Origin of the sequence: Acinetobacter sp. 197, assembly GCF_048148385.1 — a bacterium.
GTDB lineage: Bacteria > Pseudomonadota > Gammaproteobacteria > Pseudomonadales > Moraxellaceae > Acinetobacter > Acinetobacter pecorum.
On record NZ_JAYWZK010000009.1, the window covers coordinates 76,971 to 96,836 of the forward strand.

17 protein-coding genes are annotated in these 19,866 nt (G+C 43.4%); 5 read left to right on the top strand and 12 right to left on the bottom strand.

The window, feature by feature from the left end; all coding sequences use genetic code 11:
* The first annotated feature begins 15 nt into the window (after positions 1–15).
* Genes thiL through VXQ11_RS10450 form a run of 5 tightly spaced genes read left to right on the top strand, consistent with a single transcriptional unit; the run spans position 16 to position 6,103 of the window.
* Entirely contained in the window at positions 16–933 is a 918-nt protein-coding gene (gene thiL / locus VXQ11_RS10430) for a thiamine-phosphate kinase (protein ID WP_416705972.1), read from the top strand.
* Entirely contained in the window at positions 911–1,432 is a 522-nt protein-coding gene (locus VXQ11_RS10435; protein WP_144723913.1) for a phosphatidylglycerophosphatase A, read from the top strand. Before thiL ends, VXQ11_RS10435 begins: the two co-directional genes overlap by 23 nt.
* Before the next feature lie 20 nt (positions 1,433–1,452).
* Entirely contained in the window at positions 1,453–2,817 is a 1,365-nt protein-coding gene (gene glmU / locus VXQ11_RS10440; RefSeq protein ID WP_416705974.1) for a bifunctional UDP-N-acetylglucosamine diphosphorylase/glucosamine-1-phosphate N-acetyltransferase GlmU, read from the top strand.
* 11 nt (positions 2,818–2,828) lie between these two features.
* Positions 2,829–4,667: a glutamine--fructose-6-phosphate transaminase (isomerizing) gene (gene glmS / locus VXQ11_RS10445; RefSeq protein WP_416705976.1), complete on the top strand. Its 1,839-nt coding sequence runs from the start codon at positions 2,829–2,831 to the stop codon at positions 4,665–4,667.
* A gap of 59 nt (positions 4,668–4,726) precedes the next feature.
* On the top strand, positions 4,727–6,103 hold the full coding sequence (locus tag VXQ11_RS10450) for a phosphomannomutase CpsG (protein ID WP_416705977.1): 1,377 nt from the start codon (positions 4,727–4,729) through the stop codon (positions 6,101–6,103).
* Between the two features lie 83 nt (positions 6,104–6,186).
* Here VXQ11_RS10450 and VXQ11_RS10455 read toward each other — a convergent pair whose 3' ends face one another.
* From VXQ11_RS10455 to VXQ11_RS10510, 12 genes are all read right to left on the bottom strand, one after another.
* Entirely contained in the window at positions 6,187–7,065 is an 879-nt protein-coding gene (locus VXQ11_RS10455; protein WP_416705979.1) for a beta-1,6-N-acetylglucosaminyltransferase, read from the bottom strand.
* Between the two features lie 2 nt (positions 7,066–7,067).
* The gene (gene galE, locus VXQ11_RS10460) at positions 7,068–8,087 is read right to left on the bottom strand and encodes a UDP-glucose 4-epimerase GalE (protein WP_416705980.1); all 1,020 of its coding nucleotides are present in this window, start codon (positions 8,085–8,087) and stop codon (positions 7,068–7,070) included.
* Between the two features lies 1 nt (position 8,088).
* Positions 8,089–9,747: a glucose-6-phosphate isomerase gene (pgi, locus tag VXQ11_RS10465; RefSeq protein WP_416705981.1), complete on the bottom strand. Its 1,659-nt coding sequence runs from the start codon at positions 9,745–9,747 to the stop codon at positions 8,089–8,091.
* Positions 9,747–11,003: a nucleotide sugar dehydrogenase gene (locus VXQ11_RS10470; RefSeq protein WP_416705982.1), complete on the bottom strand. Its 1,257-nt coding sequence runs from the start codon at positions 11,001–11,003 to the stop codon at positions 9,747–9,749. Before VXQ11_RS10470 ends, pgi begins: the two co-directional genes overlap by 1 nt.
* A gap of 12 nt (positions 11,004–11,015) precedes the next feature.
* A complete protein-coding gene (gene galU, locus VXQ11_RS10475; protein ID WP_144723874.1) occupies positions 11,016–11,891 on the bottom strand; it encodes a UTP--glucose-1-phosphate uridylyltransferase GalU in 876 nt (291 codons plus the stop codon).
* Positions 11,892–11,903: 12 nt separating this feature from the next.
* Positions 11,904–13,778 carry a polysaccharide biosynthesis protein gene (locus VXQ11_RS10480; RefSeq protein WP_416705983.1) on the bottom strand — a complete coding sequence of 625 codons (1,875 nt, stop codon included), beginning with the start codon at positions 13,776–13,778 and terminating at the stop codon, positions 11,904–11,906.
* Positions 13,779–13,896: 118 nt separating this feature from the next.
* Positions 13,897–15,072, bottom strand: a complete 1,176-nt coding sequence (locus VXQ11_RS10485; RefSeq protein ID WP_416705984.1) for a DegT/DnrJ/EryC1/StrS family aminotransferase — start codon at positions 15,070–15,072, stop codon at positions 13,897–13,899.
* Positions 15,073–15,103: 31 nt separating this feature from the next.
* Positions 15,104–15,760, bottom strand: a complete 657-nt coding sequence (locus VXQ11_RS10490; protein WP_416705985.1) for a NeuD/PglB/VioB family sugar acetyltransferase — start codon at positions 15,758–15,760, stop codon at positions 15,104–15,106.
* Positions 15,753–16,364: a sugar transferase gene (locus VXQ11_RS10495; RefSeq protein ID WP_416705986.1), complete on the bottom strand. Its 612-nt coding sequence runs from the start codon at positions 16,362–16,364 to the stop codon at positions 15,753–15,755. The genes VXQ11_RS10490 and VXQ11_RS10495 overlap by 8 nt, the downstream gene beginning before the upstream one ends.
* On the bottom strand, positions 16,365–17,507 hold the full coding sequence (locus VXQ11_RS10500; RefSeq protein ID WP_416705987.1) for a glycosyltransferase family 4 protein: 1,143 nt from the start codon (positions 17,505–17,507) through the stop codon (positions 16,365–16,367).
* Complete coding sequence (locus VXQ11_RS10505) at positions 17,508–18,602, bottom strand: glycosyltransferase (protein ID WP_416705988.1); 1,095 nt, start codon at positions 18,600–18,602, stop codon at positions 17,508–17,510. It abuts the gene before it with no gap.
* Between the two features lies 1 nt (position 18,603).
* Positions 18,604–19,866, bottom strand: coding sequence for an O-antigen ligase family protein (locus VXQ11_RS10510; protein WP_416705989.1), 1,263 nt, complete (start codon positions 19,864–19,866; stop codon positions 18,604–18,606).

The following is a 19,866-nucleotide window of genomic DNA, read 5'->3' on the forward strand; positions in this document are numbered from 1 at the left end:
GTGTAGATATGTTGTATGGCTGAATTTTCGATTATCGACACCTATTTCAATCGCAAGAATACCCATTCTGTCGATTTAGGCGTCGGTGACGATTCAGCCTTGCTCACCCCTCCTCCACAGCAACAACTGGTTATCTGTGCCGATACTCTGGTTGCTGGACGTCATTTCCCCTTAGCTACTGATCCACATGCGATTGGCTGGAAAGCTGTAGCCGTCAATTTATCTGATATTGCGGCCATGGGTGCAACCCCACATAGTATTTTACTGGCATTGAGCCTACCCCAAATTGATCATGACTGGCTAAACGCATTTAGTCAGGGTCTGTATGATTGCTGCGATCAATTTGGGGTGAGTTTAATCGGTGGTGATACCACGCAAAGTCCACATTTAACCCTTTCCGTTACTGCTCTGGGTTGGGTAGAGATTGGCAAAGCCGTTCCACGTTCAGGTGCGCAAGTCGGTGATTATATTTGTGTCAGCGGTACAGTCGGTGATGCAGCCTTTGCCCTACAACATCTGGGACACCCTTTACAGAAAAGACTTGATTACCCGACGCCACGCTGTCAGCTTGGTGCTGCTCTAAAGGGACTGGCCCATAGCATGATTGATGTCTCGGATGGTTTGGCTCAAGATCTTGGACATATTCTCAAAGCTTCTCAAGTCGGTGCCAGGCTGCAACTTGAAAACCTGCCAATCAGTCCTGCCTTGCAGGCATTAGACGATGCACAAAAATGGCAGTATGCACTGGCAGGTGGTGACGATTATGAATTATGTTTTACAATAAGCCCGCAAAATTACGAAAAATTATTGCAAAAACAACTTGATGTTTCGATTAATATGATCGGCACAATTCAGCAGCAAGACGGCTTAACTTTTGAAAAAGATGGCATAGACCATTTATTTCAATTTAATGGGTATCAACATTTTGCATAAACCTGCGATCAATTTTAAAGCCATGTCATGGACCGACCGACTGATTGTATTTAGTGGGGTAGGATTTGGTTCTGGCCTCATTCCCAAAGCACCGGGTACTTTCGGTTCGGCCTTTGCACTTTTATTTACCCCTATCTGGCTGCATCTTGGTTTTCTAAACAGTGTTTTTGCCATTGCCATCATGTCCCTGATTGGCATATATATCTGCGGACATACTGCCAAGGTCATGGGAGTTCATGATGATGGCCGCATCGTCTGGGATGAATTTGCCGGACAATCTATTACCTTCTTACCACTGATTTATTTAGGTCAGATGAACTGGTTATGGTTGCTGGTCGGTTTTGCCCTGTTCAGATTATTTGATATCTGGAAACCCTGGCCGATCCGGGTGGTTGACCGACAGGTCGAGGGAGGCTTTGGCATTATGCTGGATGATATTATTGCCGGTCTTTGGGCTGCTCTTTGTATTTTGCTTTATTTTTACTTCATCGTGGCATAAGCCATATTTAGGATTAGAACATGTCAACGACTGTTATTATTCTTGCTGCAGGTAAAGGAACGCGCATGCGCTCTAGCTTACCGAAAGTATTACAACCCCTTGCAGGACGTCCTTTACTGGGTCATGTCATTGAAACGGCAAAAAAATTAAACGCAGATAATATTATTACCATTTATGGTCACGGCGGTGATCGGGTTCAGTCAGCATTTGCACAACACGCTATTAAATGGGTAGAACAGGCTGAACAACTCGGTACCGGTCATGCAGTGCAAATGACCCTGCCTGTCCTGCCTCAAGATGGCGTATCACTGATCCTCTCCGGTGATGTACCCTGTATTAATCCTGTGACCTTGCAAAAATTACTCGATGCCACTACAGCAACCGGCATTGGTCTGGTAACCCTTACCCTGCCAGATGCCAGTGGTTATGGTCGTATTGTCCGTGAAAATGGTGAAATCCAGGCCATTGTGGAGCACAAGGATGCTTCCGAAGAACAGCGTCAGATCAAGGAAATCAATACCGGTATTTATGCCGTCAGCAATGCTAAATTACATGAATGGCTGCCAAATTTAAGTAATGACAATGCGCAGGGTGAATATTACCTGACTGATATTGTCGCGATGGCTTTGGCAGATGGTATGCAAGTTGCATCGGTAGAACCTGAGCAGGCTTTTGAAGTTGAAGGGGTAAATGACCGTGTACAGCTCGCTGCTTTAGAGCGTCAGTTCCAGTCTTATCAAGCCAAACAGCTAATGCAGCAAGGTGTACATCTGATTGATCCTAGCCGCTTTGACCTGCGTGGCAATTTAACTGTCGGCCAGGATGTCCGCATTGATATCAACGTGATTATCGAAGGTGATTGCGAGCTGGGCGACAACGTTGAAATTGGCGCCGGCTGTATTATCAAGAATACCAAGATTGCAGCTGGTACCAAGGTTCAGCCATATAGCATTTTCGATAGCGCCATCGTTGGGGAAGATACCCAAATTGGACCTTTTGCACGACTACGTCCGGGCGCACAACTGGCCAATGAAGTGCATATCGGTAACTTTGTTGAAGTTAAAAATACCACGATTGGTCTAGGCTCTAAAGCCAACCACTTTACCTACCTGGGTGATGCAGAAGTTGGCAGTGGTTCAAACATCGGTGCAGGGACTATTACCTGTAATTATGATGGTGCAAACAAATTTAAAACGATTATTGGTGATCAGGCCTTTATTGGTTCGAACAGTTCATTGGTTGCACCTGTGAGAATTGGCAACGGCGCCACAGTGGGTGCAGGCTCGACGATTACCCGTGATGTGGAAGATAACAGTTTGGCAGTAGAGCGCTCTAAGCAATTTGTCAAAGAAAACTATCCACGTCCGCAAAAAATCAAGAAATAAGGGGAACAAATATGTGTGGTATTGTCGGTGGCATTGCGGAACGTAGTATTACCAATATTTTGGTTGAAGGCTTAAAACGTCTGGAATACCGGGGTTATGATTCAGCAGGTTTGGCCCTTATCAACAATCATCAGGTCTTACGTGAACGCCGTGTCGGTAAGGTTTCCAACCTTGAACAGGCGGTGAATGAATCAAAAATTAGCGGTTCACTCGGCATTGCGCATACACGCTGGGCAACCCATGGTAAACCGACTGAAGAAAATGCCCATCCGCATATTTCTGAAAATGTAGCAGTGGTGCATAACGGAATTATCGAAAACTATCAGGAACTCAAAGATGATCTTGAAGCTTTGGGCTATGTGTTTACCTCACAGACTGATACTGAAGTGGTTGCCCATCTGATCAATGATGCGCTGAAATCTACCCCGAGCCTGTTAGAAGCTGTACGCCAAGTGGTTCCGCAACTGAAAGGTGCTTATGCTCTGGGCATCGTGCATACGGATCATCCAGATGAACTGATTACCGTGCGTGAAGGTTCGCCACTGGTGATTGGTGTCGGTATTGGTGAAAACTTCATTAGTTCCGATCAGTTGGCATTGCTTCCAATTACCAATCGTTTTATTTATCTTGAAGAAGGTGATATTGCCCGTTTGACCCGTACCACGATTGAAGTCTTTGTCGATGGTCAACTGGTCGATCGTCCGGTCAAGGAACTGGATGCTGCCGTCAGCAATGCTTCTAAAGGTGAATACAAGCACTATATGCTCAAGGAAATTTATGAGCAGCCGGAAGCAATCCAGCAGACCATTTCACAAGCATTAAATGGTCATGAACTGCGTGAAGACTTCCTGACCAATGCAGAACATGACTTCTCAAAAATCCAGCAAATCCAGATTATTGCCTGCGGTACCAGCTATCATGCCGGTATGATCGCCAAATACTGGTTTGAACAGCTGATTGATCTGCCTTGCCAGGTCGAGATTGCCAGCGAGTTCCGTTATCGCACTCCGGTGATTGTGAATAATACGCTATATATATGTATTTCCCAGTCCGGTGAAACTGCCGATACCTTGGCTGCCTTGCGTGATACACAGAAACGTGCAACTGCCAAAGGCCTGGACATTAGCACGATGACGATCTGTAACGTGGCAACCTCTTCGATGGTACGTGAAACAGATTTCAGCCTGCTGACTTTAGCTGGTCCTGAAATTGGCGTGGCTTCCACCAAAGCCTTTACCACCCAGCTTGCCGCCTTGATGCTGTTGGTACTGAAAATCGGTTCTGTAAAAAATACTATTTCTACAGAAAAAATGACGGAAATTACCACAGGACTTTGGCATATGCCTAAAGTCATGCTGGATACCTTGCGTCATGATGATGAAATTTTACGCCTTTCTGAACTTTTTGTTGAGAAGCAGCACTGCCTGTTCCTGGGTCGTGGTACGCACTTCCCGATCGCGCTGGAAGGTGCACTCAAGCTGAAAGAAATTTCATATATTCATGCGGAAGGTTATGCTGCAGGTGAGCTGAAACATGGGCCATTGGCACTGGTCGACAATGACATGCCGGTGGTGATTCTGGCACCACAGGATGACATGCTGGACAAGCTCAAATCCAATATGGAAGAAGTTCAGGCACGTGGTGGTGAACTGTTTGTTTTTGCTGATGAGCACAGTGGCATTAAAGCTAAAGAGCGCAAGCATGTGGTCCATATTCCGTCAGTCAATGCAGTACTGGCACCGATTGTGTATAGCATCCCGGTGCAGTTACTCTCTTATCATGTGGCAGTGCTACGTGGTACGGATGTGGATCAGCCCCGTAACCTGGCAAAATCGGTTACTGTAGAATAATTAAAATTGAATCGAGGCTGGGAAACCGGCCTTTTTTCTTCTAAATGGAGAGCCTCTAAATGACAAAACTGACTTGCTTCAAAGCCTATGACATTCGCGGCAAACTCGGCACAGAACTCAACGAAGAAATTGCCTACAAAATTGGCCGGGCTTATGGACAGATTTATCAACCTAAAACAGTAGCCATTGGTTGTGATATACGACTCAGCAGTGAAGAGCTAAAACAGGCCACCATTCGCGGCTTGAATGATGCCGGGGTCAATGTGCTGGATCTTGGCATGACCGGGACCGAAGAAGTTTATTTCGCGGCTTTTAACCTGGATGTCCAGGGTGGTATTGAAGTTACTGCCAGCCATAACCCGATGGACTATAATGGCATGAAGCTGGTGCGTGAAAATGCCCGCCCGATCAGTGCAGATACCGGTCTGAAAGAAATCCAGGCCTTGGCCGAATCAGGGCAATTCCTTGAAGTTAGCCAAAAAGGTCATACGGAAAAATATAATATCCTGCCAGAATTTATCGACCACCTGATGACCTATATCGATCCGGCAAAAATCCGCCCGATGAAACTGGTGATGAATGCCGGTAATGGTGCCGCAGGTCATGTGGTGGATGCACTTGAACAGAAGTTTCAACAACTACAGATCCCGGTTGAATTTGTCAAAATTCACAATGAGGCCGATGGTAACTTCCCGAATGGCATCCCGAATCCAATTCTGGTTGAAAACCGTGATAGCACCCGTGATGCGGTCATTCAGCATGGTGCGGATATGGGCATTGCCTGGGATGGCGATTTTGACCGCTGCTTCCTGTTCGAGGAAAAAGGTCAGTTCATTGAAGGTTATTATATTGTTGGCCTTCTGGCGCAGGCATTCTTGCTGAAGCAGTCTGGTGAAAAAATTGTCCATGACCCGCGTCTGGTCTGGAATACACTGGATGTGGTGGAGCAGTATCAGGGGATTACCGTCCAATCAAAATCAGGGCATGCCTTCATTAAAGATGTCATGCGTGAACATAATGCGGCTTATGGCGGGGAAATGAGTGCTCATCACTATTTCCGTGATTTTGCTTACTGTGACAGCGGCATGATTCCATGGTTACTGGCTATGGCGGTACTGTCTGAAACAGGAAAATCCTTATCTTCTCTTGTGGAAGAAATGATCGCCAAGTTCCCATGCTCAGGTGAAATTAATTTTAAAGTGGCCGATACCCAGGCAACCATCCAAAAACTTTTCGATCATTATGCCGATCAAAAACCAGAAATTGACCAGACCGACGGGGTCAGCCTGAATTTTGGCACATGGCGTTTTAATGTGCGCGCCTCCAATACTGAACCATTATTGCGTTTGAATATTGAAAGCCGCCGTGATCATAATCCACGCCCAATGCAGGACTATGTTGATGAGCTGACCCAGCTGATCCAGGGCGAAGCTTAAGTCCTCAAAAAAACCTGAAAACAGTATCCTTTAAACCAGAGAAAAGACTCCAGTTTTTAGGGTACTTTTCCGGCCTGAAGCTTTTATGGAAAATGTTTTTCGAGTATATCCACTGTGATATTTGTGTTCATTTTTCGCGCAAACAGCATGCCTGACTGCTTCATTTTATCAAAATCAGACACATCTAAAGTTCTTGGATAGTCCGGCCCGGAATCCCAGTCAATATATCTTAGCCCTGTTTCACAATCCTCTATCCTATGCTGGGCATGATAGATGCGTTGCTGAAAATGGGAATTATAAATAATGGTATGGAAAAAGATTTCATCTGCACAGAGTGAAGATTTAAAGGTTTTTGCATAATCCGGATTCGCTTCCAGATAATCCAGAATAAATGTCACCGCCTGATCGGTGAGAGTAATCCAGTTTGAACCTTTATATAGTTTAGGTAAATGAGAAATATCCTGTTTACGGAAGTGCCGGCAATACCATAATGCCCATCTGTTCAGGAACTGAAATAATGGTGATTTAGCTTTCTGATACATAATCGGTAAATACAGGACATTAACCCGTTGTTCCACATCATCTGCTAAATCATCATGACCCACAAACTCGGTCTGTTTTTGGTATTCTTTTTCTAGAAATAATTCTCTTGCTGTATTGGAACATAAAGGAATGTCATCTCCAGACAGGAAGAAAAAATAGCCGTAATCATATTTTTGCGCTTCCTGCAGGAGTTTTAACATAACCTCGATTTGGCTATAGCTGCCCCATCGTACATCTGTCCGGTCTGCTAAAAAATATACCTGATCATGCTGTCCGAATTGAGTATGAAATGAGGCAAGGTCGGCTTGCTGATCGACATGAATAAGAATCATACTATGAGGACTTTTCAGCAGCTCATTCACCAGGAAAACCAGTGAATGGGTAAGTTGATGACAAATAACCCCATAAATAAAATTCATATCTATGATCCATATCCTTTGGGATTCTGCTTCTGCCATTTCCAGCTATCGGCGAGCATATCCTCCAAGCCATATTCGGGTGTCCAGCCCAACTCTTTTACTGCACGCGCATTGTCTGCATAGAAACTTGCCAGATCACCGGCACGTCGTTCAGCAAACTCAAATGGAATCTGGATCTGATTCACTTTCTCAAAAGTATCTTTCAGGGTTAATACCGATATCGGTTGGCCCATACCAATATTCCAGGCCCGGCAGCCTTGATGATTTAAACGATTCTGAAGGGCTAAAACATGTGCTTTCGCCAAATCCACCACATGAATAAAGTCACGTTCACAGGTACCATCAGCCGTGTCGTAATCATTCCCGAAAATACACAGCTTTTCACGCAGACCTACCGCCACTTGCGTCACAAAAGGCATCAGGTTATTGGGAATACCCAATGGATCTTCACCAATCTGTCCGCTTTTATGCGCACCGACCGGATTAAAATAACGCAATAATGCAATCGACCAGCGTTCATCAGCGATAGATAACTTTTCCATTAACTGCTCAACAACCAACTTGGTGTAACCATAATTATTATTCGGCATATTTAAGGGCATGTCTTCCTGATAGGGAGACGGATTATTTTCCCCATATACCGTGGCTGAAGAGCTGAAAACCAGTTTAAATACCTGTGCGCGCTGCATCGCCTGAACCAGACTGATGGAACCAGCAATATTGTTGTCAAAATAGTCCAAAGGAATCTGCTGACTCTCACCAACGGCTTTCAGTCCGGCAAAATGAATCACTGCATCAATCGAATTTTGCTGAAAGACCTGATCGAGTAACTGGCTATTCCGAATATCACCTTCCACAAAGGTCAGACTTTTCTGGGTTAGCTTTTCTACACGGTTTAAGGATTCAGCTGAGCTATTACACAGATTATCCAGTACAACGACCTCATGTCCGGCATTCAGCAATTCCACACAGGTATGTGAACCAATATAGCCTGCCCCGCCTGTGACCAGAATTTTTGCCATTTTACTTTCCTAATAGAACCTTAATGAGGCCTTGGGTAGACCCATCCAGACCACTCAAGTCAGCCTGCTCACCATTCAGGATGGGCAGTAACTGGTTGGCAATTTCCTTGCCCTTTTCCACGCCCCACTGGTCAAACGGATTGATATTCCACAGCACCGACTGGACAAATACCTTATGTTCATAGAGTGCAATAAGCATGCCTAAACTGTAGGGATTGAGCTCCTGCAATAACAGGGTACTGCTCGGTTGATTACCTTCATACTGTTTATAGGCTGGCAAGCTCGCCAGTTCAGCCTGATCTAGGGCTTCATTACCAAAAGCCAGTAAGCGCGATTGCGCCAGACAGTTGGATAAGGCCAAATGATGTTGTTCTACCAATGCTTCGGCACTGTCTACATAGGTATATTGCTGGCTGTTATAACGCTCTACCGGCGCAATAAAATCACAGCTGACTGACTGAGTGCCCTGATGCAATAACTGATAGAAGGCATGCTGGGCATTCGGCCCCACCTCACCCCAGATGATCGGACAGGTATCGAACTGGACTTTCTCCCCATTGCGCTGGATTGACTTACCGTTGGATTCCATTTCCAGCTGTTGCAGATAGGAGGCAAAATATTTCAGTCGGCCATCATAAGGTAGAATTGCATGGGTCTGGATATCCAGAAAATTGGTATTCCAAGCTCCTAATAATCCCATCAATACCGGAATATTGCGCTCAAAAGGCTGGTACTGGAAATGCTGATCCACGGCATAGGCACCCGCCAGCAGCTGCTTGAAGCCTTCAATCCCGATACTCAAGGCAATTGGCAGTCCGATACAGGACCAGAGTGAATAACGCCCGCCAACCCAGTCCCAAAGCAATAACTGGTTTTCCGGTGCGATACCCCACGCCGTCATTTTTTCCGGTTTGGTCGATACCCCAATAAAATGATGCTTAAGAATATAGGGATGCTGGCCTAAAGTCTTTTCCAGCCATAAGCGTACCGTCTGGGCATTGGTCAGAGTATCAATGGTGCCGAAGGATTTGGAGGAAATAATAAACAGTGTCGTTTCCGGACGCAGCTGATGCAACAGCTCGGACAGCTGACTGCCATCCATGGTCGAAACAAAATGTACGTTGAGTGGCTGGGCAGACTGGTATTTAAAATCAGATAAAGCGTGCGTGACCATCAAGGGACCCAGATCTGATCCGCCAACACCAATATTGACCACATCTTGAATCACTTCACCGGTAGCACCGCGGCGCTGTCCGGCATGAATCTGTTCCACCAGGGCATACATCCGTTCCAGCTGGGCATGTACATCAGCTGCCAGATCAGCATGCTGTTGATCCTGTTTGGGCAGGCGCAGTGCCCAGTGCATGGCAGCACGCTGCTCGGTATAGTTGATTTTTTGATTGGAAAATAGGGAGCCAATCCAGGATCTGAGGTTCTGTGCATCGGCCCATTCGATCAGGCCCTGCAGCACATTTTGATTGATTCTGTGTTTGCTATAGTCAAACAGCAGTTGTTCAAACTGGATAGAATATCGATTAAAGCGCTCCGGGTCAGCAGCAAACAGCTCCCGCAAATGCTCAGACTGAAGCTGTTCTTTATTCGAGGCGAGTTTCTGACACACAGTTTCAGTGTCGAGATTTGGATTAAAATGGCTCAACATTAACGTCCTACCCCAATATAATTAAAACCACGTGTCTTGACATACGTCGGATCATACAGATTACGCCCATCCAGAATCAGGGGATGCTGCATTAGTTTGATTAGATACGGATAATCCGGACTGCCATACTGTTTCCATGCCGTAATCAGACACAAGGCATGCGCCCCTTCCACGGCCTGATACTGGTCTTTACACAGGATCAGGTCTTCCCGTGGCCCATAGACCTTTTCAATATTTGCGATGGCCTGAGGGTCATGTAGCTTGACCGTCACGCCTTGTGCCCACAAAGCGGTCAGCATGGCATGTACCGGAGACTGCTGGATACTGGGGGTATTTTCCTTAAAGGCTGCACCCCAGATCGCAATGACTTTACCCTTCAAGTCTCCACGGAAATAGTTCCAGAGTTTACGGAACAATAATTCTTTTTGCTGTTCGTTAATGTCCCAGACCTGTTCCAGCAGCTGGTTTTTTACCCCTGAATCTGCCACGGCGTGAGTAAGCGTCCGGATATCATGGGAGAAATTCTCTCCACCAAACCCAACGCCGGGGAACAGATAGGCAGAACCAATCCGGTTGTCTGCAGCCATGCCTTGCCGCACCTGTTCAATATCAATGCCAAGCTTTTCTGCCACACTGGCCAGATCATTCATATAACTGATCCGGGTGGCCAACATGCCGGAAATACTCAGCTTGGTAAATTCGGCATCCAGAACCGGCATAAATAGATACTGCTGCGCGCGTGGAAATAATGGGCGTAAGAGTTCTTTGATTTTAGGCTGTATATCTGCATGATCACAGCCCACAATCAGCTGGGTGGCCTGAGTAAAGCTACGTAGTGCATTTCCTTCCTGAATAATATCTGGCAGATAAATCCAGTCATCATTCGGCAGCAACTGCTGAAAGCGCTGCGTGCCATGCAAGCCAAAGGTCGAAGCATTAATCATCAGTTTGGGATGGGCAAAACAGGCATGCCGGATGGTGTCCAGCATCTGAAATGCCTGCTGTTCTTCAGTCGCATTAAAACTAAAGAAAAAAACATCCTGATTAAAATCCAGATGCTGAAAATCGCAACAGTTTAAAAAGCCAGATTTTTCCTGTTTTTGCAGTAATTGTTGTAGAGACTCATCCTGGAAATAGGGCCGGGCCGACTCATCTGCATTGAAGCTGTTACACCAGACCACCGGGTGACCACACTCAGATAAAAGAGCCGACATGACTCCAGAAAATAAGGTTTTTCCCAATACTGCGACTTTCATAATATTCCTTTCTTATAAAGCAAGTTCCTGAATCAATGCTTTAAACTCGCTACCAAGTTTAGGATGATCGATACCATAATGTAAAACAGCCTTTAAATAACCTAACTTGCTGCCACAGTCGAAGGTCTGACCTTTCATACGATAGGCTTCTACGGCTTCGGTTTGCTGCAGCATGGCAATCGCATCAGTGAGCTGGATTTCATTACCTGCCCCGCGTGGGGTCTGTTCCAAAAGCTGCATGATTTTTGCCGGCAGAATATAACGTCCGACCACAGATAGATTTGAAGGTGCAGTACCGACCGCCGGTTTCTCGACGATTCCCTGCATGACGATACTTTCCCCTTCCTCAGGCGAGGCGGCAACATCCACAATGCCATACTGGTCGACCAGATGTTCAGGTACCGCTTCCACCATGATTTGTGAAGCCTGAGACTGAGCATAACGCTGAATCATGCGTGCCAGATCATTTTCCGGATCCTGATCCTTGACCAGCACATCCGGCAACAACACCGCGAAATCATCATCGCCAATCACTGCTTTGGCACACAGTACTGCATGGCCCAGACCCAGAGGCTGTGGCTGGCGTACACTAATCACACTCACGCCTGCAGGCAGAATCTCCGTAATTTCTTTCAGCAGGTCGGTTTTGTTTTTTTGCTCAAGGGTGGTTTCAAGCTCAAAGTTACGGTCAAAATAGTTTTCAATCGAAGCCTTGGAAGAATGGGTCACCAGAATAATCTGCTCAATTCCAGCAGCAACCGCTTCACGGACCACATATTCAATCGCAGGGCGGTCCACGACAGTCACCATCTCTTTCGGAATGGATTTGCTGGCAGGTAAGAAACGCGTACCTAGACCCGCCACAGGGAGAATTGCTTTTTTGATCATATCTATAAAAACCTAGTTCACTTTAATTTCGTTACCGCGTACATAACCGTCGACATAATGTTCCAGTTGTGCCAGTGCCCATTCAATATCGGCCTGAGTCGCGGTAAGTTCATGTATACGGTTAAATACTGCCAGAATTTCTGCCAATGGATAATGTTTTTCGACAGAACGCAGAATACGCGTATGCGCGGTAATTTCCGTATTTTCTTCGTCAATCAGCAGCTCTTCATAAAGCTTCTCGCCCGGACGTAATCCGCTATATTGAATTTCAATATCACCATCTGGATTTTTTTCTTCTCGAACCTTGAGTCCGCTCAGCGCAATCATTTGTCGTGCCAGATCCTGAATCCGTACCGGTTCGCCCATATCCAGCAGGAATACGTCTCCACCGGTACCCAAAGCACCGGCCTGAATCACCAGTTGTGAAGCCTCCGGAATGGTCATAAAGAACCGGGTCACTTCCGGATGAGTCACGGTAATCGGTCCACCCTTGGCAATCTGCTGTTTAAACAGCGGTACCACCGAACCCGAAGAACCGAGCACATTACCAAAGCGCACAATACTGATCTGGGTCTGGTTCTGGGCTTCCGCCATGGCCTGACAATACAGCTCGGCCATACGCTTGGTCGCCCCCATCACATTGGTGGGACGTACCGCCTTATCGGTTGAAATTAACACAAAGGTTTCGACGCCTTTCTTCACCGCAGCATTCACACTAAAGGCGGTTCCGACGGCGTTGTTTTTCAGCCCTGCTAAAGGATTACACTCCACTAGCGGGACATGTTTATAGGCGGCAGCATGATAAACAGTCTGTACGCCATATTGTTCAATCACCCGCTCCAGCTTGGATTCATCCAGTACAGAGCCCAGAATCGGAATAATTTCACAGCTAGCGCTAAGGCGTAACTCTTTTTCAATACTATACAGTGCGAATTCAGTCAGTTCATAAATAACCAGTTTGGCCGGCTGGTTTTTAATGATCTGGCGGCAGAGTTCTGAACCAATCGAACCACCCGCACCGGTGACCATCACCACTTTATCTTTAATGTTTCTGGCCAGCAGCTCCGGCACTGGCGGCACCGGATCACGCCCCAGCAAATCGATAATATCCACTTCCTGAATATCAGAAATTCGGATTTCACCATCCACCAGTTTGGTCAGCCCCGGAATCTCGGTAATTTTTAAATGTGCCGGTTCTAAAAACTTGATGATTTCACTTTTACGGACCCGCCCTACTGAAGGCAAGGCAATCAGGATTTCATCAATTTTTTGTTTGCGCATGAGTTTTAAAGCAGTCTGGGCATCATAGACTTTGAGTCGACCTAGCTGCTGTCCGGTCAAGGAGCGTTTGTCATCAATAAACATAACGGGTAAATGCTCATTGGAACGATACAGTGCAGCAGCGACTTGTTGGCCTGCATGACCCGCACCATAAATCGCAATGCGTTTTTTCTGTACGTCGGCCTGCAAATAGGAACGGATAATAAAACGGATGATGCCCCGGCTAAACCAGATCCAGGCAAACATCATAAAGCCAAACATGAGTGGAATAGAGGTCGGAATAAAGGCCGGGGTAAAATAAGCCAGGGCATAAAGACCAGCGACAGTCAATGCTGTCGCCAGTCCCATCTTGATCATAAACACTTCATTATAAGTACGGACAATAAAGCGATAGACCCCACACACGAATAGGGACACGACTGCAATTACACTGACCCAAACTGCACCAAAAGCCAGATCCGGTACCACTTCTGCACCTAAATCAAAACGGCGAATGGCATAACACAGCCAGATCAAGACAGGAAAAGCACAAAAATCTAGAATAATTAAAAATGCAAGTTTGGCGGCTCGTGGTGATTCTACGAAAGGCGTAATGATCGATTTCACTGGATGCGTTGTCTCAATTCTAATAAATTTTTAATAAGTCACAATGCGATGAGTAACTTAAAAACATATTCTATATAAGTTAAATGCACCGAACACGGTGCACTTATCTTCTTAAAGTTTAAGCAACTATTCTATTAATAACTTGTTGAATTGCGGTGACTGTTTTGTTAATACTTTCATCACTTAAAGTAGGATGAACTAAAAACATCAGACTGGTTTCACCCAATTGTTGCGCATTTTTCAAACGCTGTGCTGGACGCCATGGCGTGCCATCAAATGCATGTTCCAGATAGACCTCTGAACAGGAGCCACTGAAACAAGGCACATTCTGCGCACTGATTTCCTGCATAATCCGGTCACGTGACCAGCCTTCAGGCAAAGCATCGATATTGACCTGCACATAACATTTATAGGCAGCATGCACATAATCATCGGATGGACGATGTACGCTAAAATATGGACTATCTGCAAATGCCGCATAAATTTTTTCCATATTGGCAAGGCGTTTTGCAGTCCATTCCGGCATTTTTTTCAGCTGAATACGGCCGATCACACCCTGCATTTCCATCATGCGCCAGTTGGTGCCAAAGGAGTCATGCAGCCAGCGGAAACCCGGTGGATGCTGCTTGTTATAAATACTGTCAAAGTTCTTTCCATGATCTTTATAGGACCACATCTTTTTCCACAGGGTTTCGTCATTGGTGGTGACCATGCCGCCTTCACCGCCTGTCGTCATAATCTTGTCCTGACAGAAGGACCAGGCCGCAACATGACCGATTGAACCGGCAGATTTACCTTTATATTTCGCGCCATGCGCCTGTGCACAGTCTTCGATTACATACAGGCCTTTATCGGTAGCCAGCTGCATGATCGGGTCCATGTCGCACATCCAGCCTGCCAGATGCACACAGATAATGGCCTTGGTATTGGGTGTGATCACCGCTTCAATGGTACGGCGGGAGATATTTTGGGAGTCCAGTTCGACATCGGCAAAGACCGGGTTTGCCCCAGCTGTCACAATGGAGCTGGCCGAGGCCAGAAAGGTACGTGAGGTGACAATCACATCATCCCCTGTGCCAATACCTAATGCCTTGAGTGCGACATCAAGTGCTACAGTTCCATTGGCCAATGCCACTGCATACTGGGTTTCTGCGAACCGGGCAAATTCTTTTTCAAACTCGCGGCATTCCTGTCCGGTCCAGTAGTTGACTTTATTCGACAACAAAACCCGGGAAACCGCATCCGCTTCTTCCTGAGTAAAACTTGGCCATGGTTCAAATGCAGTATTTAACATGATGTTTCCTGAATTTTTAAAATTTAAAAACTTATTTTTTCTCTAAAATCCGTGCCGGATTACCGATGACCGTCACGCCCGCTGGCACACTTTTGGTGACCACAGCACCCATACCCACTACCGCACCCTTACCAATCACTAAAGGCTGGTCTGGCGTGCCCTGTTTAATCACGGCACCTGTACCAATATAGGCATGATCTTCGATATGGATATTGCCATTGCATTTCACCCCGGGAGCAAAGGTGACGTAATCGCCAATGATGCAATCATGCTCAACATAACTATATAAATTGGCATGAAAACATTTACCAATCTTGATGTTGGAAGTCAGGGTCACAAACGGGCTTAAAGCAGCACCGGGGGCAATTTCTATTGCATCCATGCGCACGACATTATCTGCCTGAACCGCCCATAGCTCAATTGCATCTTGTTCAAGTTTTCTAGCTATTTTTTCACGGATCTGACTATTGGCAATCGCAATGAGAACTGACTTTCTATCAGCCTTTAGATTTTTAAATGCTGCATAATTTAACGCGCTATGTCCATTAACCGTCATTTCTTCGATCAGACTGTCATCTATAAAATAGATTTCGGCATTTATATTCTGACGCTGTAATTGCTGGCGAGCCACAGGCATCAAGCTTCGGCCACAACCTGAAGCGCCATAGACGGCATAGATTTCAATCATGGAAATTGTCCGTTTTTGTACCGGTAAATTTGGTCATGGTCGCTTCACCCTCGGCACTGATATCATCTTTTGCTAAAACTTTATGTACCGTTTTAAACATGATTTTAAAGTCGAGCCAGATGGACTGATTTTCCACATACCAGGTATCCAGCTTGAATTTTTCTTCCCAGCCAATGGCATTGCGGCCATTGACCTGCGCATGACCCGTCATACCCGGTCGTACATCATGGCGTTTGGCCTGTTCAGGGCTGTAAAGCGGCAGGTATTCCATCAACAGTGGGCGTGGGCCGACAATACTCATATCGCCTTTAATCACGTTCCACAGTTCCGGCATTTCATCCAGACTGGTAGAACGCAGCATTTGACCAAAAGGCGTTAAACGCTCACTGTCCGGCAATGGGTTACCCTGCTCGTCCACAGCATCTTTCATAGTGCGGAACTTGATCATTTCAAAGGGCTTGCCGTGTAAACCGGGACGCACCTGGCGAAACAAGACCGGAGAGCCCAGATTTTTTTTCACTTTATAAGCTACAAAGGCATAAAGTGGTGAAAGCAGGATCAGGGCGATGGAAGCGATGATAATATCGAGAAGGCGTTTTAGCATTTAGATCAAACCCATTTCTTGCATCATATGTGTGTTTACCTGATGTACATCGTATTTATAAAGTGCGATTTCTCGGGAGCGACTTCCCATTTTAGCGATCAGCCCTGGCTGAAGAATGAGTTTCTCCATTGCTTTTACTAAACTTTCCACGGATTTTACTTCAACCAGAAAGCCGTTATCGCCATCGGTAACAGTTTCACGACAACCTGGTGCATCCGTGGTTATAATTGCCCGGCCCATTGCCATGGCCTCTAAAACTGTACGGGGTGTGCCTTCACGATACGATGGCAACACATACACCGAGCTTTCTGCAATTGCCGGACGAACATCGGATAGTTTCCCCCAGTAGTTTAATGTGTTACTGGCCACCCATTGATCCAATTCTTGCTGGCGAATGGCCGAAGGATTTTCATCAATCCAGCCCACCAGATTAAATTCCACATGCGGATATTTATGTTTGATAATTTTTGCTGCTTCGGCATATTCACGGACACCTTTATCTCCCAGTAAACGTGCAATCAGCAAGAAGGATATTTTAATTTTTTGATCAGCAGTTAGAGGCAAAGGCAATACATTGAAGTCGGCAACATTAACCCCAGAACCGTTCACTACCACTGTAGGCGTTTGAACGGTTAAAAGCTTTAAATCCTGAAAAAGTTTCAGGTCATCTGGATTTTGGAAAAATGCCTTATGACTGCGCGATAATGCTTGCTGGTATAAACCATGAACCAGTTTCTGAAAAATACTACGCTTACCTTGAGTTTCTACATTTTGAAATGCATAGCCTAAACCTGTAATTAAGGCATAGCGATGCGGTACTTTTGCGAGCCACGCGGCGAGTGTTCCATAGATCACCGGCTTGATCGTATAAGATAGAACATAATCAGGTTTGATTTTTTTTATGAGCGTATACATGCTTCCTAAGGTTTTTAAGTCTGCTACCGGATTAGTGCCTGTGCGTTGCATGGAAACTTCATGTATGAAATAACCTAAATCTAGGAGTTTTTCATGTTCGCTAGGGAAAGAAGGCAAATCAGGTGCAATAATATGGATTTCATAGCCTTTCTGATGAATCGCTTCGAGTAACTTTCCACGAAAGTTAAGTACTGAAGGGAGAAAACTACTGATCATTAAAAATTTCATTTATATATTCTCAATGACTTTGTTCCAAAAAGAATTAATAGATCTAAATTCCTGAATATACTTTTTGTATAAAAAAGAATTATCTTCTTTTTTATTTGCGGACTCAATTAAAGCTTCTGACATATCTTTCTCAGTACACCCATTAGAAATCAAAATATTAGGTAAATTATAAATCGCTGGAGTGCAAGGTGTAGATACAATCTTTTTTGTACCTGCAATCATCATTTCTAAAATAACATTAGGAAAACCTTCAATAGTTGAAGATATAATTCCGATATCCGCTATAGAAAAATATGCTGACGGATTTTTAACGTTACCAGTAAATATTATATTATCAGCTATACCTAATTTTTCAGATAATGCTACTAGTTCATTTTTCATTGGACCATCTCCTACCAAAATAAATCTAGTAGGCTTTTTATAACTTGAGATAAAGTCAGAATATGCTTTAATTAATAAATCAAATTGTTTTAATTCAATAAATCTACCACAAGCGACAATTGTTAGAACATCCTCGTTATATGAGAAATTTGAATTTATTATTTGCTTTTTTATATTATCTATATCTACACAATTAGGTATAACCATACAATTCTTTACTGGTAAATAACCTAAATTTTCAAATAAAGATTTTTTCATGAAATCCGTTTGAAAAATCAAAAGGCTCTGTTTTCCGTAAAAAAATTTATATAATAATTTTATAACAAAGATTTTGTATCCAGAAAATCGTTTGAAAGGGACAGTAGATTCACGAGAAATTAATTTTGAATTTAGTTTTGATGTTTTCAAAAATAAACTCACTAATGCATTAGTAATAATATGAGATGTAAATATAAAATCAAAATTATTTATTTTAATTATCTTAAAAAGCTGCAGATAAGAAAATAAATTCTTATCATTACATGAGTCACAGTAAATAACCCTCATATTAGATTCTTTAGAATAAACATCTAATACAGGATTTCTACCATTTGAGAGAATAAACAAAACCACTTCATAATTAATAGCATCAAGATATTTTGCTAAGTTAAACATAATTCTTTCAGCACCACCTAATTGTGATGTTGGAAATATAAAAATTATACTTTTAGACAATTCAAGTTACCTCTTTATATATTCTCTTTTGAAATGATTTTTTATTTAAGATACACATCATCATCCCCATAAAAAAGAAAACATAATTTACAGCATGGAATCTTAAAAATTGACCTTCAAAAGTTTGAATTATTATCCATGAAAAATTCACAGCAATAATAGTTGATGCTATGTTCTTATAATATTCACTATAAAAATAAACATTAAAAGATTTTAACAAAAAAATAACCCAAATACACAAAAATAGTAAAAAACCAATTAAACCAATCTCAGAAGTAATAATCAGATAACTATTATGACCACTACCGACATCTTCTAAATTTCCAAATAATTTTTCTGATGATACTCCAAACCCTATACCAGTAAATAAATTATTTTCAATAGAAAAGATCATTTCCTTCCATGCTAAATCCCGATCGCTTAACCCAACTTCATTCCTAAAATTATTATAATAATCAACTATTTTACCTACTATTAAATATAAAAAAGAAATACTAATTACTATAAAAAGAGATTTTTTAAAAAACTTTAAAAAATTTCTATCGAGGGTATATAAAACAATCAAAGACAATATTACGGCAGCCATCCCCGCACGGGATAAAGTTAAAAAAACACCTACAACTAAAAAAGAAAATATAAGAATAAAATATTTAAATTTAACAGTATTGTTTCTATACAAATATACCAATAATGGAATACCTATAGTATTTATCCCTGCAAAAGTATTCGGATTAGGTGTTAAGGAGCTAACTCTAGGGGCTAAAGAACTACCCATAATTACTTGAGAAATAGAAAAAGGCCCAAAAGCTAAAAATTGAATACTATTTTTCCCATTACTACCAACATCCCCCCAAAAAAATAATATAATTGCAACTACTGATAAAAATAAAGAATAAATAACAAATAAGTAAGAAAATAAATTAAAAACTTGAGCCAAATCCTTATATTGATTTAAGGCTAAATAAAGGAGTATCAAAGGAAAAAATACTAAAAAACTTCTTACAATTGATGAAGAAATATATTGATCTGCAAAAAAAGAAGTTACAGTTGCCCAAAAAAATAAGCACAATAACATAATAAAGAATATTTCAACTTTTACAACAACAGTATTTTTTCTTATTAAAATAAATATAGAAAAGAAAATAGAGGAAAAAATAGAAAAATAGACAGAATATGAATAAGAACTGTTATTAAATACAAACATCAATATAATTGCTATTGGAAGCAAACCATACCAAGAGTATTTTTTTAATAATTGCATCAT

Bases quoted from the DNA above. Each gene is read 5' to 3' on its own strand.
- VXQ11_RS10510 (WP_416705989.1), bottom strand. From the start codon at position 19,866: ATGATGCAATTATTAAAAAAATACTCTTGGTATGGTTTGCTTCCAATA.
- glmU (WP_416705974.1), top strand. From the start codon at position 1,453: ATGTCAACGACTGTTATTATTCTTGCTGCAGGTAAAGGAACGCGCATG.
- thiL (WP_416705972.1), top strand. From the start codon at position 16: ATGGCTGAATTTTCGATTATCGACACCTATTTCAATCGCAAGAATACC.
- glmS (WP_416705976.1), top strand. From the start codon at position 2,829: ATGTGTGGTATTGTCGGTGGCATTGCGGAACGTAGTATTACCAATATT.
- VXQ11_RS10500 (WP_416705987.1), bottom strand. From the start codon at position 17,507: ATGAAATTTTTAATGATCAGTAGTTTTCTCCCTTCAGTACTTAACTTT.
- VXQ11_RS10490 (WP_416705985.1), bottom strand. From the start codon at position 15,760: ATGATTGAAATCTATGCCGTCTATGGCGCTTCAGGTTGTGGCCGAAGC.
- galU (WP_144723874.1), bottom strand. From the start codon at position 11,891: ATGATCAAAAAAGCAATTCTCCCTGTGGCGGGTCTAGGTACGCGTTTC.
- VXQ11_RS10435 (WP_144723913.1), top strand. From the start codon at position 911: ATGGGTATCAACATTTTGCATAAACCTGCGATCAATTTTAAAGCCATG.
- pgi (WP_416705981.1), bottom strand. From the start codon at position 9,747: ATGTTGAGCCATTTTAATCCAAATCTCGACACTGAAACTGTGTGTCAG.
- VXQ11_RS10450 (WP_416705977.1), top strand. From the start codon at position 4,727: ATGACAAAACTGACTTGCTTCAAAGCCTATGACATTCGCGGCAAACTC.
- galE (WP_416705980.1), bottom strand. From the start codon at position 8,087: ATGGCAAAAATTCTGGTCACAGGCGGGGCAGGCTATATTGGTTCACAT.
- VXQ11_RS10495 (WP_416705986.1), bottom strand. From the start codon at position 16,364: ATGCTAAAACGCCTTCTCGATATTATCATCGCTTCCATCGCCCTGATC.
- VXQ11_RS10485 (WP_416705984.1), bottom strand. From the start codon at position 15,072: ATGTTAAATACTGCATTTGAACCATGGCCAAGTTTTACTCAGGAAGAA.
- VXQ11_RS10455 (WP_416705979.1), bottom strand. From the start codon at position 7,065: ATGAATTTTATTTATGGGGTTATTTGTCATCAACTTACCCATTCACTG.
- VXQ11_RS10470 (WP_416705982.1), bottom strand. From the start codon at position 11,003: ATGAAAGTCGCAGTATTGGGAAAAACCTTATTTTCTGGAGTCATGTCG.